We start from the raw sequence: 17,224 nt of genomic DNA, 5'->3' as shown, positions 1-17,224 counted from the left end.
TGCGCTCCCTATAGTCGAAACATCTGATGGCAAGAAAATAGCGGTATTGCAAAGGAACGGTTATGGATCAAAAACGACTTACCCACCTACGACAGCTGGAGGCGGAAAGCATCCACATCATTCGCGAGGTGGCGGCAGAATTCTCAAATCCGGTGATGCTTTACTCCATCGGCAAAGATTCCAGCGTCATGCTGCATCTGGCGCGCAAGGCGTTTTATCCTGGTACGCTGCCGTTCCCACTGCTGCATGTCGATACCGGCTGGAAATTCCGCGAGATGTATGAGTTCCGCGATCGTACGGCGAAAGCTTACGGCTGCGAGTTGCTGGTACATAAAAACCCGGAAGGCGTGGCGATGGGGATTAACCCGTTCGTGCACGGCAGCGCCAAACATACCGACATTATGAAAACCGAAGGTTTGAAACAGGCTCTGAACAAATACGGTTTTGATGCCGCCTTCGGTGGCGCACGTCGCGATGAAGAGAAGTCCCGCGCCAAAGAACGAATCTACTCTTTCCGTGACCGATTTCATCGCTGGGATCCGAAAAACCAGCGTCCGGAGTTGTGGCACAACTATAACGGGCAGATCAACAAAGGCGAAAGCATCCGCGTCTTCCCGCTCTCTAACTGGACCGAGCAGGATATCTGGCAATACATCTGGCTGGAAAATATCGACATTGTTCCACTGTATCTCGCCGCTGAACGTCCGGTTCTGGAACGCGACGGTATGTTGATGATGATTGATGACAACCGTATCGACCTGCAACCGGGCGAAGTGATTAAAAAACGGATGGTGCGCTTCCGCACGCTGGGCTGCTGGCCGCTGACCGGTGCGGTTGAGTCGAATGCACAAACGCTGCCGGAGATCATCGAAGAGATGCTGGTTTCCACCACCAGTGAACGTCAGGGGCGCGTGATTGACCGCGACCAGGCAGGCTCTATGGAGCTGAAAAAACGTCAGGGGTATTTTTAAGATGAACACCGCACTTGCACAACAAATCGCCAATGAAGGCGGCGTCGAAGCCTGGATGATTGCGCAACAACATAAAAGCCTGCTGCGTTTTCTGACCTGTGGTAGCGTCGATGACGGCAAAAGTACCCTGATTGGTCGCCTGTTGCACGATACCCGCCAAATCTACGAAGATCAGCTCTCATCGCTGCATAACGACAGTAAACGTCACGGCACCCAGGGCGAAAAACTGGATCTGGCGCTGCTGGTGGACGGCCTGCAAGCGGAACGCGAACAGGGCATCACAATCGATGTGGCTTATCGCTATTTCTCCACCGAGAAGCGTAAATTTATTATCGCCGATACCCCTGGGCATGAGCAGTACACCCGCAATATGGCGACCGGCGCGTCAACGTGTGAGCTGGCGATCTTATTGATCGACGCCCGTAAAGGCGTGCTCGATCAAACCCGTCGTCACAGTTTTATCTCCACGCTGTTGGGGATCAAACATCTGGTTGTAGCGATCAACAAAATGGATCTGGTGGATTACAGTGAAGAGACATTCACCCGCATTCGTGAAGACTACCTGACTTTTGCCGAACAATTGCCGGGCAATCTGGATATTCGCTTTGTGCCGCTCTCTGCGCTGGAAGGCGACAATGTAGCTTCGCAAAGTGAAAGAATGCCGTGGTACAGCGGCCCAACATTACTTGAAGTGCTGGAAACCGTGGAGATTCAGCGAGTGGTTGATGCCCAGCCGATGCGCTTCCCGGTTCAGTACGTTAACCGCCCGAATCTCGATTTTCGTGGCTATGCCGGAACGCTGGCATCCGGTCGTGTGGAAGTCGGGCAGCGTGTCAAAGTGCTGCCCTCTGGTGTGGAGTCAAGCATCGCGCGGATCGTCACTTTTGATGGTGATCGCGAAGAAGCTTTTGCTGGAGAAGCGATCACCCTGGTGCTGACGGACGAGATCGACATCAGCCGTGGCGATCTGCTGCTGACAGCAGATGAAGCGTTATCGGCGGTGCAGAGAGCGTCAGTTGATGTGGTATGGATGGCGGAACAGCCGCTTTCCCCAGGCCAGAGTTATGACATCAAAATTGCCGGTAAGAAGACGCGTGCTCGTGTTGATGGCATTCGTTATCAGGTTGATATTAATAACCTTACCCAACGCGAAGTTGAAAACCTGCCGCTGAATGGGATAGGCCTCGTGGATCTCACCTTTGACGAGCCGCTGGTGTTAGATCGTTATCAACAAAATCCGGTGACGGGTGGGCTGATTTTTATCGATCGCCTGAGCAACGTGACTGTTGGTGCCGGTATGGTGCATGAGCCGAAAAACGAGGCCGCCGTTGCGCCGTCGGAATTTAGCGCATTCGAGCTGGAACTGAATGCGTTAGTACGCCGCCACTTCCCGCACTGGGGCGTGCGCGATTTACTGGGAGGAAAATGATGGCGCGGCATGACGAAAACGTCGTCTGGCATAGCCACCCAGTAACTCCGCAACAGCGTGAACAACACCACGGCCATCGTGGTGTTGTACTGTGGTTTACCGGCCTCTCTGGTTCCGGTAAATCAACGGTCGCGGGGGCGCTGGAGGAGGCGTTACATAAACTTGGCGTCAGTACATATTTACTGGATGGCGACAATGTCCGCCACGGTTTATGCAGCGATCTCGGTTTTAGCGATGCCGATCGCAAAGAAAATATCCGTCGGGTCGGTGAGGTGGCGAATTTAATGGTCGAAGCCGGATTGGTGGTGCTGACGGCGTTTATCTCACCACACCGCGCCGAACGGCAGATGGTTCGCGAACGTGTAGGAGAAGGGCGGTTTATCGAAGTGTTTGTCGATACGCCGCTGGCGATTTGTGAGTCTCGCGATCCAAAAGGCTTATATAAAAAAGCACGCGCTGGTGAACTGCGTAACTTTACCGGAATAGATTCCGTTTACGAAGCGCCTGAATCGGCAGAAATTCATCTCAATGGTGAACAATTAGTAACAAATTTGGTTCAGCAATTATTAGATCTACTGAGACAGAACGATATTATCAGATCCTGAGACACCACCGGGTTTTCATGCCCGGTTCGTCAAAGTAACAGGATCTGATATGCGTAATAGCCATAACATTACACTAACAAATAGTGATAGCCTTACCGAGGATGAAGAAACCACATGGTCGCTACCAGGGGCCGTGGTCGGTTTTGTGTCCTGGCTGTGTGCACTGGCGATTCCGATGTTGATTTATGGCTCTAACACGCTGTTTTTCTTTATCTACACCTGGCCTTTCTTTCTGGCGCTGATGCCTGTTGCGGTGGTGGTAGGTATTGCGCTGCATTCCTTGATGGACGGGAAATTACGCTACAGTATTGTTTTCACTTTTATCACCGTTGGCATTATGTTTGGTGCACTGTTTATGTGGTTGTTGGGCTAATCTGTTCTTTCCTGTTCATTCTGTCCATAATTCAAACCGTAACCAATAATGAGATTATGTTCTGCGCGCCCTGGGTATACGTAACAGTGGACAAATGTGGTACATTTGCCCGCGTTGTCGCGGTATCCCCAACAGAGGATGTAGAGTCGTCTTCGGATGCATGGGATGAGGATGCCGTTTTTCAGGGGGCAGGATGGGTAAACTAACGCTGCTGTTGCTGGCTATTCTGGTCTGGCTACAGTATTCGCTGTGGTTCGGTAAGAACGGTATACATGACTATACCCGCGTCAATGATGATGTGGCGGCACAGCAAGCTACAAACGCGAAACTTAAAGCGCGAAACGATCAGCTTTTTGCCGAAATTGACGATCTCAATGGCGGCCAGGAGGCGCTCGAAGAGCGTGCGCGTAATGAACTCAGCATGACCAGGCCGGGCGAAACTTTTTATCGTCTGGTGCCTGACGCGTCGAAGCGCGCGCAGTCTGCGGGGCAAAACAATCGATAAATCAGCCCAGGAATTAACATGGCAACCACTCATTTGGATGTTTGCGCCGTGGTTCCGGCGGCCGGATTTGGCCGCCGAATGCAAACGGAATGTCCTAAGCAATATCTCTCAATCGGTAATAAAACCATTCTTGAACACTCGGTGCATGCGCTGCTGGCGCATCCCCGGGTGACGCGTGTCGTCATTGCAATAAGCCCTGGCGATAACCGCTTTGCTCAACTTCCTCTGGCGAATCATCCGCAAATCACCGTTGTTGCTGGTGGTGAAGAGCGTGCTAATTCCGTGCTGGCAGGTCTGAATGCCGCTGGCGATGCGCAGTGGGTGTTAGTGCATGACGCCGCTCGCCCTTGTCTGCATCAGGATGACCTCGCGCGCCTGTTGGCGTTGAGCGAAACCAGCCGTACGGGGGGCATTCTCGCCGCGCCGGTGCGCGACACGATGAAACGCGCCGAGCCAGGCAAAAATGCCATTGCTCACACCGTTGATCGCAACGGCTTATGGCACGCGCTTACGCCGCAATTTTTCCCTCGTGAGCTGTTACATGACTGCCTGACACGCGCTTTAAATGAAGGCGCTACCATTACTGACGAAGCCTCAGCGCTGGAATACTGCGGTTTTCATCCGCAGCTTGTCGAGGGCCGAGCGGATAACATTAAAGTCACGCGCCCGGAAGATTTGGCGCTTGCCGAATTTTATCTCACCCGAACCATCCATCAGGAGAATACATAATGCGAATTGGACACGGTTTTGATGTTCACGCCTTTGGCGGCGAAGGCCCAATTATCATTGGTGGCGTGCGCATCCCTTATGAAAAAGGGCTGCTGGCACATTCTGATGGCGACGTGGCGCTGCACGCGCTGACCGATGCATTACTTGGTGCAGCGGCGCTGGGGGATATCGGCAAGCTATTCCCGGATACCGATCCGGCATTTAAAGGCGCTGACAGCCGCGAGCTGCTACGCGAAGCCTGGCGACGCATTCAGGCGAAGGGCTATACCCTCGGCAACGTCGATGTCACTATCATCGCTCAGGCACCGAAGATGCTGCCACATATTCCACAAATGCGCGTGTTTATTGCCGAAGATCTCGGCTGCCATATGGATGATGTTAACGTGAAAGCCACTACTACGGAAAAACTCGGATTTACCGGACGTGGGGAAGGGATTGCCTGTGAAGCGGTGGCGCTACTCATTAAGGCAACAAAATGATTGAATTTGATAATCTCACTTACCTCCACGGCAAACCGCAAGGAACCGGGCTGCTGAAAGCCAACCCGGAAGACTTTGTGGTGGTGGAAGATTTAGGCTTTGAGCCTGATGGTGAAGGTGAGCATATCCTGGTGCGAATCCTCAAAAACGGCTGTAATACCCGTTTTGTGGCCGACGCACTGGCGAAATTCCTGAAAATTCATGCTCGCGAAGTCAGTTTCGCCGGGCAGAAAGACAAACATGCCGTTACGGAACAATGGTTATGCGCTCGGGTACCGGGCAAAGAGATGCCTGATCTGAGCGCGTTTCAACTGGAAGGCTGCCAGGTACTGGAGTATGCGCGCCACAAACGTAAACTGCGTTTAGGGGCGCTGAAAGGCAATGCCTTTACCCTGGTGCTGCGAGAAGTGAGCAATCGTGATGACGTTGAACAGCGACTGATCGATATTTGCGTGAAAGGTGTACCGAATTACTTTGGCGCGCAACGTTTTGGTATTGGCGGTAGTAACTTGCAGGGGGCGTTGCGCTGGGCGCAAACCAATACTCCGGTGCGCGATCGCAATAAGCGTAGTTTTTGGTTGTCGGCTGCTCGTAGTGCGTTGTTTAATCAGATTGTTGCTGAGCGTCTCAAAAAAGCAGAAGTTAATCAGGTTGTTGACGGTGATGCGCTACAATTAGCCGGGCGCGGCAGCTGGTTTGTTGCCACGAATGAAGAACTGGCGGAATTACAGCGTCGCGTGAACGATAAAGAGCTGTTCATTACCGCTGCAATGCCGGGTAGCGGCGAATGGGGAACCCAGCGTGAGGCGCTGGCATTCGAACAAGCAGCTGTCGCCGAAGAAACGGAATTACAAGCCTTACTGCTGCGCGAAAAAGTTGAGGCGGCGCGCAGAGCGATGCTGTTATATCCGCAACAATTAAGCTGGAACTGGTGGGATGACGTCACCGTCGAAATCCGTTTCTGGCTTCCGGCAGGAAGCTTTGCAACCAGCGTTGTCAGGGAACTTATCAACACAACAGGTGATTATGCGCATATTGCTGAGTAATGATGACGGGGTACATGCACCCGGTATACAAACGCTGGCGAAAGCTCTGCGTGAGTTTGCTGACGTTCAGGTGGTCGCCCCCGATCGTAATCGCAGCGGCGCTTCAAATTCTCTGACGCTGGAATCCTCCCTGCGCACGTTTACCTTTGAAAATGGTGATATCGCCGTGCAAATGGGAACCCCGACCGATTGTGTCTATCTTGGCGTGAATGCTCTGATGCGTCCGCGCCCGGATATTGTGGTTTCGGGTATTAACGCCGGGCCGAATCTGGGTGATGATGTTATTTATTCCGGCACGGTAGCCGCCGCGATGGAAGGCCGTCATTTAGGCTTTCCGGCACTGGCCGTTTCACTTGACGGGCATAAACATTACGACACTGCTGCAGCAGTCACCTGTTCCATTTTGCGTGCACTGTGTAAAGAGCCGCTGCGTACCGGACGTATTCTCAATATCAACGTACCTGATTTACCGCTGGATCAGATTAAAGGTATCCGCGTGACTCGCTGCGGTACACGACATCCGGCAGATCAAGTGATTCCGCAGCAGGATCCGCGCGGTAATACGCTGTACTGGATTGGCCCGCCGGGCGGTAAGTGTGATGCCGGTCCGGGGACCGATTTTGCTGCGGTAGATGAAGGCTACGTCTCCATCACGCCGCTGCATGTAGATTTAACCGCGCACAACGCGCAAGATGTGGTTTCAGACTGGTTAAACAGCGTGGGAGTTGGCACGCAATGGTAAGCAGACGCGTACAAGCACTTCTGGATCAATTACGTGCGCAAGGTATTCAGGATGAGCAGGTGCTTAATGCACTTGCTGCCGTGCCGCGTGAAAAATTCATCGATGAAGCGTTTGAACAAAAAGCCTGGGACAATATCGCATTGCCGATAGGTCAGGGGCAGACAATTTCGCAGCCGTATATGGTGGCGCGAATGACTGAATTACTTGAACTGACGCCGCAGTCGCGAGTGCTGGAGATCGGCACTGGTTCAGGATATCAAACAGCAATTCTGGCACATCTTGTCCAGCATGTATGCTCGGTCGAGCGGATTAAAGGGTTGCAGTGGCAGGCGCGCAGGCGTCTGAAAAATCTTGATTTACACAATGTTTCAACCCGTCACGGCGATGGATGGCAAGGTTGGCAAGCACGTGCGCCGTTTGACGCTATCATTGTAACGGCTGCACCGCCCGAAATTCCGACAGCGTTAATGACGCAACTGGACGAAGGCGGCATTCTCGTCTTACCCGTAGGGGAAGAGCACCAGTATTTAAAGCGGGTGCGTCGTCGGGGAGGCGAATTTATTATCGACACCGTGGAGGCTGTGCGCTTTGTTCCCTTAGTAAAGGGGGAGCTGGCTTAGCGCGTGAGGAAAATACCTGGAATTTTCCTGGTTATTTTGCAGCAGGTCAGCGTATCGTGAACATCTTTTCCAGTGTTCAGTAGAGTGCCTTGCACGGTAATTATGTCACTGGTTATTAACCAATTTTTTTCCTGGGGGATAAATGAGCGCGGGAAGCCCAAAATTCACCGTTCGCCGTATTGCGGCTTTGTCACTGGTTTCGCTATGGTTGGCTGGCTGTTCTGACACTTCAAATCCACCGGCACCTGTCAGCTCCGTCAATGGCAATGCACCTGCAAATACCAATTCTGGTATGTTGATTACGCCGCCACCGAAGATGGGGACGACGTCTACAACGCAGCAACCGCAAATTCAGCCGGTACAACAGCCACAAATTCAATCGGCTCAACAGCCGCAAATCCAACCGGTACAGCCTGTTGCCCAACAACCTGTGCAAATGGAAAACGGACGCATTGTCTATAACCGTCAGTACGGAAATATTCCGAAAGGCAGTTATAACGGCAGTACTTACACCGTGAAAAAAGGCGACACGCTTTTCTATATCGCCTGGATTACCGGCAACGATTTCCGTGACCTTGCCCAACGCAACAATATTCAGGCGCCTTACGCTCTGAACGTAGGTCAGACCTTACAGGTGGGGAATGCTTCCGGTACGCCAATCACTGGCGGAAATGCCATTACCCAGGCCGACGCAGCAGAGCAAGGAGTTGTGATCAAGCCTGCACAAAATTCCACCGTTGCTGTTGCGTCGCAACCGACAATTACGTATTCTGAATCTTCGGGTGAACAGAGTGCTAACAAAATGTTGCCGAACAACAAGCCAACTGCGACCACGGTCACAGCGCCTGTAACGGTACCAACAGCAAGCACAACCGAGCCAACTGTCAGCAGTACAACAACCAGTACGCCGATCTCCACCTGGCGCTGGCCGACTGAGGGCAAAGTGATTGAAACCTTTGGCGCTTCTGAGGGAGGCAACAAGGGGATTGATATCGCAGGTAGCAAAGGACAGGCAATTATCGCGACCGCAGATGGCCGCGTTGTTTATGCCGGTAATGCGCTGCGCGGCTACGGTAATCTGATTATCATCAAACATAATGATGATTACCTGAGTGCCTACGCCCATAACGACACAATGCTGGTCCGGGAACAACAAGAAGTTAAGGCGGGGCAAAAAATAGCGACCATGGGTAGCACCGGAACCAGTTCAACACGCTTGCATTTTGAAATTCGTTACAAGGGGAAATCCGTAAACCCGCTGCGTTATTTGCCGCAGCGATAAATCGGCGGAACCAGGCTTTTGCTTGAATGTTCCGTCAAGGGATCACGGGTAGGAGCCACCTTATGAGTCAGAATACGCTGAAAGTTCATGATTTAAATGAAGACGCGGAATTTGATGAGAATGGAGTTGAGGTTTTTGACGAAAAGGCCTTAGTTGAAGAGGAACCCAGTGATAACGATTTGGCCGAAGAGGAGCTGTTATCGCAGGGCGCAACACAGCGTGTGCTGGATGCGACTCAGCTTTATCTTGGTGAGATTGGTTATTCGCCACTGTTAACGGCCGAAGAAGAAGTTTATTTTGCGCGTCGCGCACTGCGTGGTGATGTCGCCTCTCGCCGCCGGATGATCGAGAGTAACTTGCGTCTGGTGGTAAAAATTGCCCGCCGTTATGGCAATCGTGGTCTGGCGCTGCTGGACCTTATCGAAGAGGGCAACCTGGGGCTGATCCGCGCGGTTGAGAAGTTTGACCCGGAACGTGGTTTCCGCTTCTCAACTTACGCAACCTGGTGGATTCGCCAGACGATCGAACGGGCCATCATGAACCAAACCCGTACTATTCGTTTGCCGATTCACATCGTAAAGGAGCTGAACGTTTACCTGCGAACCGCACGTGAGTTGTCCCATAAGCTGGACCACGAACCGAGTGCGGAAGAGATCGCAGAGCAACTGGATAAGCCAGTTGATGACGTCAGCCGTATGCTTCGTCTTAACGAGCGCATTACCTCGGTAGACACCCCATTGGGTGGTGATTCCGAAAAAGCGTTGCTGGATATCCTGGCCGATGAAAAAGAGAACGGTCCGGAAGACACCACGCAAGATGACGATATGAAACAAAGCATCGTCAAATGGCTGTTCGAACTGAACGCCAAGCAGCGTGAAGTGCTGGCACGTCGATTCGGTTTGCTGGGATACGAAGCGGCAACACTGGAAGATGTAGGTCGTGAAATTGGCCTCACCCGTGAACGTGTTCGCCAGATTCAGGTTGAAGGCCTGCGCCGTCTGCGTGAGATTTTGCAGACTCAGGGGCTGAATATCGAAGCGCTGTTCCGCGATTAAGCAAGCATCTGTCAGAAAGGCCAGTCTCATATGAGGCTGGCCTTTTTCTTTTGTATAGGGAGTTGGTGTGTTTTGTCGCCTGGATAAGATGCGACAGCGTTATGTGTTCATCATTTTTCGCACCAGCTGCATAAACAGCTCTTGCTCATCTCTACTCAAACGCCCCAAAAATTCTTCATCCACGCCGTCACCAATGGGGATAGCTGCCGCAAGTACCTTTTCTCCTTCGGCAGTCAGCCAGACAAAGCGACGCCGCTTATCGATGGTGTCATGCTCTCGTCTGACCAGGCCACGATTTTCCATTCTTGCCAACATTTCCGCCAGCGTTGCCTTTGTGCTGACAGCTGCTTCTATCAGCGCAACCTGCTCTATACCGGGGTGTTCAGCAATAGCGCGCATCACCGCATACTGCGGTTTGGTCAGTTCAGGTAACTCATGCTGCCAGCGAGACGTGTGTTGCTGAAAAAGCTGTCGTAACTGATGGAACGCTTTATTTCGTAACGCCATGTAAACTCCGGGCTAACTTTCTGTCGCTATCATAGCGGTTTTTTAGTGACGAAGAAGATGTTGTTACTTTTCCGCACTTGCCGCTACGTGAATAGAAGGGTATGTTAATAATAACGTTCGTGTACGAACAATTAAGGGAATAAAAAATGAGACTGATCGTCGGGATGACTGGGGCTACAGGTGCGCCTCTTGGTGTGGCATTACTGCAAGCACTAAAGAAGATGCCCGGTGTTGAAACACATCTTGTGATGTCGAAGTGGGCGAAAACCACCATTGAACTGGAAACGCCCTACAGCGTCCACGATGTCGCGGCCCTGGCAGACTATTGCCATAACCCGGCGGATCAGGCGGCGACTATCTCCTCAGGTTCCTTTCGTACCGATGGCATGATCGTTATTCCGTGCAGCATGAAGACGCTGGCTGGTATTCGTGCTGGCTATGCCGATGGGCTGGTGGGGCGCGCAGCTGATGTTGTTCTCAAAGAAGGGCGCAAGCTGGTGCTGGTGCCGCGTGAAATGCCGCTCAGTACTATCCACCTTGAAAATATGCTCGCGCTTTCCCGTATGGGCGTGGCGATGATACCGCCCATGCCTGCCTTCTATAACCATCCCGAAACGGTAGATGACATTGTCCACCACGTGGTTGCCCGCGTGATGGATCAGTTTGGCCTCGAACATCCTCAAGCCAGGCGCTGGCAAGGATTGCCGCAGTCCGGGAGTTTTTCTCTGGAGAATGAATAATGGCTTTTGATGATTTACGCAGCTTTTTACAGGTACTTGACGACCAGGGGCAATTGCTGAAAATCAGTGAAGAGGTTAACGCCGAGCCAGATCTGGCCGCTGCTGCCAACGCCACCGGGCGTATCGGCGACGGCGCACCCGCGCTGTGGTTTGATAATATTCGCGGCTTTACCGATGCCCGCGTGGCGATGAACACCATTGGGTCCTGGCAGAACCACGCGATTTCCCTCGGCCTGCCGCCGAACACGCCGGTTAAAAAACAGATTGATGAGTTTATCCGCCGCTGGGATAACTTCCCGATTGCCCCGGAGCGCCGCGCCAATCCAGCCTGGGCGCAGAACACTGTCGATGGCGAAGAGATTAACCTGTTCGATATTCTGCCGCTGTTTCGCCTGAACGATGGCGATGGCGGTTTCTATCTCGATAAAGCCTGCGTGGTTTCCCGCGATCCGCTCGACCCGGATAACTTCGGCAAGCAGAATGTCGGCATCTACCGTATGGAAGTGAAGGGCAAGCGTAAGCTCGGCCTGCAACCGGTGCCAATGCACGATATCGCCCTGCATCTGCATAAAGCGGAAGAGCGTGGAGAAGATTTGCCGATAGCCATCACCCTTGGTAACGATCCGATCATCACGCTGATGGGCGCTACACCGCTGAAATACGATCAGTCTGAGTACGAAATGGCGGGCGCACTGCGCGAAAGCCCATACCCGATCGCTACCGCCCCGCTGACCGGTTTTGATGTGCCGTGGGGCTCGGAAGTAATCCTCGAAGGGGTTATCGAAAGCCGCAAACGCGAGATTGAAGGGCCGTTCGGTGAGTTTACCGGCCACTACTCCGGCGGGCGCAACATGACCGTGGTGCGCATTGATAAAGTCTCTTACCGCACGAAACCGATTTTCGAATCGCTCTATCTCGGTATGCCGTGGACTGAAATCGACTACCTGATGGGGCCAGCCACCTGTGTGCCGCTGTATCAGCAACTGAAAGCCGAGTTCCCGGAAGTGCAGGCGGTGAACGCCATGTACACCCACGGCCTGCTGGCGATAATCTCCACCAAAAAACGCTACGGCGGCTTTGCCCGCGCGGTGGGCCTGCGTGCGATGACCACGCCGCACGGTCTGGGCTATGTGAAGATGGTGATTATGGTCGATGAAGACGTTGATCCGTTCAACCTGCCGCAGGTGATGTGGGCGCTCTCGTCGAAAGTGAACCCGGCGGGCGACCTGGTGCAGTTGCCAAATATGTCAGTGCTGGAACTCGACCCAGGCTCAAGTCCGGCGGGGATCACCGACAAGCTGATTATCGACGCCACCACGCCTGTCGCCCCGGACAACCGTGGTCACTACAGCCAGCCGGTGGTGGATTTACCGGAAACTAAAGCCTGGGCTGAAAAACTGACCGCTATGCTGGCCGCACGTAAATAAGGAGAACAAGATGATTTGTCCACGTTGTGCCGATGAACAGATTGAAGTGATGGCGAAATCGCCGGTGAAAGATGTCTGGACGGTCTACCAGTGCCAGCATTGCCTTTATACCTGGCGCGATACCGAACCGCTACGCCGCACCAGCCGTGAACATTATCCGGAGGCGTTCCGTATGACGCAAAAAGATATTGATGACGCGCCGATGGTGCCGAGCATTCCGCCGCTGCTGGCGACAGATAAGCGTTAATAAAAAATGCCGGGTAGAGGATTTACTTTACCCGGCTACGTTATTTAATTTTATAAAACGACAGGCGTCCGCTTTTCGGCGATCCGGTATCAATGTAAATCTGGTTAGCGAACGTCTGAATGTTATCAAACATCATATGTCCAAATATAAAATAGTCAGCGCCGTTTATTTCTTCTAACTCGCCATTAAGCGATTTCTGCACACGATCAACAGGCCAGAGTAATTCGCTTTCCGCTATTTCTTTTCCGAACTGATATTCATTACCCGGATAATCAGCATGTGCGATGACATATTTTATGATGTCGTTAGTGATTTCAATAATGTGCGGGAGATGATGGAATTTCAGCAACAGATCTATTGCCTCCTGCTGTTCCGTATCATTTAAATCGAAAAACCAGTTGCCACCGCTGGCAAGCCACATATTGCCATCGCCAGTCTCGAATGCCTCAAGCGCCATCGCTTCGTGGTTGCCTTTTACGGTGTTAAACCAGGGCTGGTTTAACAGGCGCAGCACATTAAGACTCTCCGGCCCACGATCGATGTTATCGCCGACAGAAATAAGTAAGTCTGTTTCAGGGCAAAAAGAGAGTTGATGTAAGCGGGATTGTAATAATGGATAGTCACCATGAATATCACCAACGGCCCAGATATGGTGATAATTATGAGTGTCGATTTTTTGATAGCGTGTAGATGGCATGGTTATACCCTGTAAAATAAGAACTACTATTATACAGGGTATGTTTATTTGATTCTTTAGTTGTTGTTAATATTCCCGATAGTCTTTTACTATCGGGAATTATTTTTACACCAAACTTTTCAACCGATAAATCCACTCTAACGCCTGACGCGGGGTGAGTGAATCTGGATCAAGATTTTCCAGAGCTTCGACCGCAGGCGAAGTTTCTTCTGGTACTGATAGCAAAGACATTTGTGTACCATCCACCTGCGTAGCGGCTACATTCGGCGAAATGCTTTCCAGCTCGCGCAGTTTTTGCCGCGCGCGTTTGATCACCTCTTTCGGCACGCCTGCTAGCGCAGCAACCGCCAGGCCGTAGCTTTTGCTCGCCGCGCCGTCCTGCACGCTGTGCATAAAGGCGATGGTGTCGCCGTGCTCCAGCGCATCGAGGTGCACGTTAGCGACGCCTTCCATTTTCTCCGGTAGTTGAGTCAGCTCGAAGTAGTGAGTGGCAAACAGCGTCAATGCCTTAATCTTATTCGCCAGATTTTCCGCGCACGCCCATGCCAGTGACAGACCATCGTAAGTGGACGTCCCGCGTCCAATCTCATCCATCAACACCAGACTGTACTCGGTGGCGTTATGCAGAATATTAGCGGTTTCGGTCATCTCCACCATAAAGGTTGAACGCCCGGATGCCAAATCGTCCGCCGCGCCCACACGGGTAAAGATACGGTCAATCGGGCCAATCTCGACTTTTTGTGCCGGTACATAGCTGCCGATATAGGCCATCAGCGCAATCAGTGCGGTCTGGCGCATATAGGTACTTTTACCGCCCATATTCGGGCCAGTAATGATTAACATGCGACGCTGTGGCGACAGGTTCAGCGGGTTAGCGATAAACGGCTCGTTCAGCACCTGTTCAACCACCGGATGGCGGCCTTCGGTAATGCGAATGCCAGGTTTATCAATAAAGGTCGGGCAGGTGTAGTTCAGGGTATAGGCCCGTTCTGCCAGGTTCACCAACACGTCGAGTTCTGCCAGCGCGCTCGCGCTCTGTTGCAGCGCTTCCAGATGCGGCAACAGCAGGTCGAACAACTCTTCATAAAGCTGTTTTTCCAGTGCTAGTGCTTTGCCTTTTGAAGTGAGGACTTTGTCTTCGTACTCTTTCAGCTCTGGAATAATGTAACGTTCAGCGTTTTTCAGCGTCTGGCGGCGCATATAGTTGATTGGCGCCAGATGGCTTTGCCCACGGCTGATCTGAATGTAATAACCATGAACCGCGTTAAAGCCGACTTTCAGCGTGTCCAGGCCGGTACGTTCACGCTCGCGGATTTCCAGACGCTCCAGATAATCGGTCGCGCCGTCAGCCAGCGCCCGCCACTCATCCAGTTCTTCGTTATAGCCTGGTGCGATAACACCACCGTCGCGTACCAAGACCGGCGGCGTGTCGATGATTGCGCGCTCCAGCAGATCGCGCAGCTCGGCAAACTCGCCCATCTTCTCACGTAGCGCCTGTACCGGTGCACTATCGACAGTTTCTAACTGCGCGCGCAGTTCCGGCAGTTGCTGGAAGGCGTGGCGCATACGAGCCAGATCGCGCGGGCGAGCAGTACGCAACGCCAGACGCGCCAGAATACGTTCCAGGTCGCCCACCTGACGCAGTACCGGCTGTAACTCAGCGGTGAAATCCTGCAATGCGCCAATAGTTTGCTGGCGCTCAAGTAACACACGGGTGTCGCGCACTGGCATATGCAGCCAGCGCTTCAGCATACGGCTACCCATCGGCGTGACGGTGCAATCGAGCACGGAAGCCAATGTATTTTCCGCGCCGCCCGCCAGATTCTGGGTGATTTCCAGGTTACGACGTGTCGCAGCATCCATAATGATGCTGTCCTGCTCACGTTCCATAGTGATAGAACGGATATGCGGCAGGGTGGTGCGTTGGGTATCTTTCGCATACTGTAACAGACAACCGGCAGCACAAAGCCCGCGAGGCGCGTTCTCGACGCCGAAACCAATCAGATCACGAGTGCCAAATTGCAGGTTCAACTGCTGGCGCGCGGTGTCGATTTCAAACTCCCACAGCGGGCGACGACGCAGGCCGCGACGACCTTCAATCAGCGACATCTCGGCGAAATCTTCTGCATACAGCAGCTCTGCCGGATTGGTGCGTTGCAGCTCTGCCGCCATCGTTTCGCGGTCAGCCGGTTCGCTCAGACGAAAACGCCCGGAGCTGATATCCAGCGTCGCATAGCCAAAACCTTTGCTGTCCTGCCAGATAGCCGCCAGCAGGTTATCCTGGCGCTCTTGCAACAGGGCTTCATCACTGATAGTCCCCGGCGTGACGATACGGACAACCTTGCGCTCAACCGGCCCTTTGCTGGTTGCAGGATCGCCAATCTGTTCGCATATAGCGACGGACTCGCCCTGATTCACCAGTTTGGCGAGATAGTTTTCCACTGCATGGTAGGGGATACCCGCCATCGGGATCGGCTCGCCCGCAGACGCGCCGCGTTTGGTCAGCGAAATATCCAGCAGCTGCGACGCCCGTTTTGCGTCGTCATAAAATAGCTCGTAAAAGTCACCCATCCGGTAGAACAGCAGGATCTCAGGATGCTGGGCTTTCAGCTTGAGATACTGCTGCATCATAGGCGTATGGGCGTCGAAATTTTCTATTACACTCATGGAATTAGATCCGGTTCCCTGATGTTAAATGTAGTGTGATGGTTTTTATTTTCGTTGTAATCACATAAGGCGCACATGATACCGGAGTTAATCATTTCAGGGGAAGACGCGAAAGGTCAGTTCTTGATGCCGGTTCCGCGAAAAATGCTGCTTTGCAGCTTTTGCGTGATGACTATGAAACAAGATCGCAAAATTACATCGGTTGAAGAAACCTCCTCCTTCAGAGCCATAGTCCCCTTTAGAATTAAGTTGTAATATAAATGCACCTTAAGAGTATGGAGGCAGCATGTCCGGCAAGCGTATCTCTCGTGAAAAACTGACGATTAAAAAAATGATCGATCTTTATCAAGCGAAATGCCCGCAGGCGTCAGCGGAGCCGGAGCATTACGAGGCGTTGTTTGCTTATGCGCAAAAGCGGCTGGATAAATGTGTGTTTGGCGAAGAGAAACCGGCGTGTAAGCAGTGTCCGGTGCACTGTTATCAGCCAGCGAAGCGTGAGGAGATGAAGCAGATTATGCGGTGGGCGGGGCCGAGAATGCTGTGGCGTCATCCGATCTTAACCGTGCGTCATCTGATTGATGATAAACGTCCAGTACCAGAACTGCCGGAAAAATATCGCCGGAAGAAATAAATTTGCCGGAGGAATTTATTCTCTCCGGCAAATACGGCGCTTACGCTTTGGTCGCAATCAGGATTGCTGATGCCTTGATCAATGCAATAACGCGCGATCCTGTGGTGAGTTTCATTTCATCCTGGCTTTCATTGGTTACCACTGCCACAACTTCAAAACCCGCATCTGTTTTGATATGGACAGTGGCATTCACTGCGCCTTCGGTGATTTTCGAAACGCTGCCAGCAAACTGGTTGCGAGCAGAGAATTTCAGTCCACAGTCTTCCGTTGCCAGCGTTACCCACGGGGCTTTAATCAGGGCAATCGCTTCTTTCCCTTTTGCCAGCCCCAGGGCTTGCTGGCTACTGTGAGTAACAACCGCTACCAGCTTTGCGCCACCTGCCAGCGTCAGTTCTACTTCATCATTCACCGCGCCCATTGCGACTGCGCTAACTGTTCCGGTTAATTGATTTCTTGCTGAAACTGCCATACT

The 17,224-nt window shown here is 52.5% G+C and carries 20 protein-coding genes; 16 read left to right on the top strand and 4 right to left on the bottom strand.

Annotation, left to right across the window (positions count from 1 at the left end):
- Positions 1-62 precede the first annotated feature (62 nt).
- The 12 genes from cysD to rpoS all read left to right on the top strand — a co-directional run bounded on the left by cysD (position 63) and on the right by rpoS (position 9,836).
- Positions 63-971, top strand: coding sequence for a sulfate adenylyltransferase subunit CysD (cysD, locus tag AACS80_RS19240; protein ID WP_000372392.1), 909 nt, complete (start codon positions 63-65; stop codon positions 969-971).
- A gap of 1 nt (position 972) precedes the next feature.
- Positions 973-2,400 carry a sulfate adenylyltransferase subunit CysN gene (cysN, locus tag AACS80_RS19235; protein ID WP_135409703.1) on the top strand — a complete coding sequence of 476 codons (1,428 nt, stop codon included), beginning with the start codon at positions 973-975 and terminating at the stop codon, positions 2,398-2,400.
- Positions 2,400-3,005 carry an adenylyl-sulfate kinase gene (cysC, locus tag AACS80_RS19230; RefSeq protein ID WP_135409709.1) on the top strand — a complete coding sequence of 202 codons (606 nt, stop codon included), beginning with the start codon at positions 2,400-2,402 and terminating at the stop codon, positions 3,003-3,005. The genes cysN and cysC overlap by 1 nt, the downstream gene beginning before the upstream one ends.
- 49 nt (positions 3,006-3,054) lie before the next feature.
- Positions 3,055-3,378, top strand: a complete 324-nt coding sequence (locus tag AACS80_RS19225; RefSeq protein ID WP_064528120.1) for a DUF3561 family protein — start codon at positions 3,055-3,057, stop codon at positions 3,376-3,378.
- Between the two features lie 193 nt (positions 3,379-3,571).
- A complete protein-coding gene (ftsB, locus tag AACS80_RS19220; protein WP_000517476.1) occupies positions 3,572-3,883 on the top strand; it encodes a cell division protein FtsB in 312 nt (103 codons plus the stop codon).
- An 18-nt stretch (positions 3,884-3,901) separates the two neighbouring features.
- Positions 3,902-4,612, top strand: coding sequence for a 2-C-methyl-D-erythritol 4-phosphate cytidylyltransferase (ispD, locus tag AACS80_RS19215; RefSeq protein ID WP_130207661.1), 711 nt, complete (start codon positions 3,902-3,904; stop codon positions 4,610-4,612).
- Positions 4,612-5,091 (top strand): 2-C-methyl-D-erythritol 2,4-cyclodiphosphate synthase, encoded by a 480-nt coding sequence (ispF, locus tag AACS80_RS19210; protein WP_001219242.1) that lies wholly within the window; start codon positions 4,612-4,614, stop codon positions 5,089-5,091. The genes ispD and ispF overlap by 1 nt, the downstream gene beginning before the upstream one ends.
- Entirely contained in the window at positions 5,088-6,137 is a 1,050-nt protein-coding gene (truD, locus tag AACS80_RS19205; protein ID WP_135409702.1) for a tRNA pseudouridine(13) synthase TruD, read from the top strand. The genes ispF and truD overlap by 4 nt, the downstream gene beginning before the upstream one ends.
- Positions 6,118-6,879 (top strand): 5'/3'-nucleotidase SurE, encoded by a 762-nt coding sequence (surE, locus tag AACS80_RS19200; protein WP_001516955.1) that lies wholly within the window; start codon positions 6,118-6,120, stop codon positions 6,877-6,879. Before truD ends, surE begins: the two co-directional genes overlap by 20 nt.
- Complete coding sequence (pcm, locus tag AACS80_RS19195) at positions 6,873-7,499, top strand: protein-L-isoaspartate O-methyltransferase (protein WP_000254703.1); 627 nt, start codon at positions 6,873-6,875, stop codon at positions 7,497-7,499. The genes surE and pcm overlap by 7 nt, the downstream gene beginning before the upstream one ends.
- 193 nt (positions 7,500-7,692) lie before the next feature.
- On the top strand, positions 7,693-8,781 hold the full coding sequence (nlpD, locus tag AACS80_RS19190; protein ID WP_240727085.1) for a murein hydrolase activator NlpD: 1,089 nt from the start codon (positions 7,693-7,695) through the stop codon (positions 8,779-8,781).
- A 62-nt stretch (positions 8,782-8,843) separates the two neighbouring features.
- Positions 8,844-9,836: an RNA polymerase sigma factor RpoS gene (gene rpoS, locus AACS80_RS19185; protein ID WP_135409700.1), complete on the top strand. Its 993-nt coding sequence runs from the start codon at positions 8,844-8,846 to the stop codon at positions 9,834-9,836.
- A gap of 99 nt (positions 9,837-9,935) precedes the next feature.
- Here rpoS and AACS80_RS19180 read toward each other — a convergent pair whose 3' ends face one another.
- Entirely contained in the window at positions 9,936-10,343 is a 408-nt protein-coding gene (locus AACS80_RS19180) for a MarR family winged helix-turn-helix transcriptional regulator (protein WP_135409699.1), read from the bottom strand.
- Positions 10,344-10,489: 146 nt separating this feature from the next.
- Between AACS80_RS19180 and AACS80_RS19175 the strand changes: the two genes are divergently transcribed.
- Genes AACS80_RS19175 through AACS80_RS19165 form a run of 3 tightly spaced genes read left to right on the top strand, consistent with a single transcriptional unit; the run spans position 10,490 to position 12,757 of the window.
- The gene (locus AACS80_RS19175) at positions 10,490-11,083 is read left to right on the top strand and encodes a non-oxidative hydroxyarylic acid decarboxylases subunit B (protein ID WP_130221533.1); all 594 of its coding nucleotides are present in this window, start codon (positions 10,490-10,492) and stop codon (positions 11,081-11,083) included.
- The gene (locus AACS80_RS19170) at positions 11,083-12,510 is read left to right on the top strand and encodes a non-oxidative hydroxyarylic acid decarboxylases subunit C (RefSeq protein ID WP_135409698.1); all 1,428 of its coding nucleotides are present in this window, start codon (positions 11,083-11,085) and stop codon (positions 12,508-12,510) included. The genes AACS80_RS19175 and AACS80_RS19170 overlap by 1 nt, the downstream gene beginning before the upstream one ends.
- A 10-nt stretch (positions 12,511-12,520) precedes the next feature.
- Positions 12,521-12,757, top strand: a complete 237-nt coding sequence (locus AACS80_RS19165; protein ID WP_130207652.1) for a non-oxidative hydroxyarylic acid decarboxylases subunit D — start codon at positions 12,521-12,523, stop codon at positions 12,755-12,757.
- Positions 12,758-12,797: 40 nt separating this feature from the next.
- Here the strand turns inward: AACS80_RS19165 and pphB are convergent, their stop codons facing one another.
- Together pphB and mutS are read right to left on the bottom strand one after the other, a co-directional pair.
- Positions 12,798-13,454: a protein-serine/threonine phosphatase gene (pphB, locus tag AACS80_RS19160; protein ID WP_135409697.1), complete on the bottom strand. Its 657-nt coding sequence runs from the start codon at positions 13,452-13,454 to the stop codon at positions 12,798-12,800.
- A gap of 105 nt (positions 13,455-13,559) precedes the next feature.
- Positions 13,560-16,121, bottom strand: coding sequence for a DNA mismatch repair protein MutS (gene mutS / locus AACS80_RS19155; RefSeq protein WP_135409696.1), 2,562 nt, complete (start codon positions 16,119-16,121; stop codon positions 13,560-13,562).
- Positions 16,122-16,407: 286 nt separating this feature from the next.
- Here mutS and AACS80_RS19150 point away from each other — a divergent pair, with 286 nt between their 5' ends.
- Positions 16,408-16,752, top strand: coding sequence for a nitrous oxide-stimulated promoter family protein (locus tag AACS80_RS19150; RefSeq protein ID WP_021560470.1), 345 nt, complete (start codon positions 16,408-16,410; stop codon positions 16,750-16,752).
- A gap of 40 nt (positions 16,753-16,792) precedes the next feature.
- Here AACS80_RS19150 and AACS80_RS19145 read toward each other — a convergent pair whose 3' ends face one another.
- A complete protein-coding gene (locus tag AACS80_RS19145; RefSeq protein ID WP_131162378.1) occupies positions 16,793-17,221 on the bottom strand; it encodes a TOBE domain-containing protein in 429 nt (142 codons plus the stop codon).
- Between the last annotated feature and the right edge of the window lie 3 nt (positions 17,222-17,224).

Source organism: Escherichia sp. E4385 (genome assembly GCF_963883145.1).
GTDB lineage: Bacteria > Pseudomonadota > Gammaproteobacteria > Enterobacterales > Enterobacteriaceae > Escherichia.
This window is presented reverse-complemented; position numbering and strand designations above follow the sequence as displayed.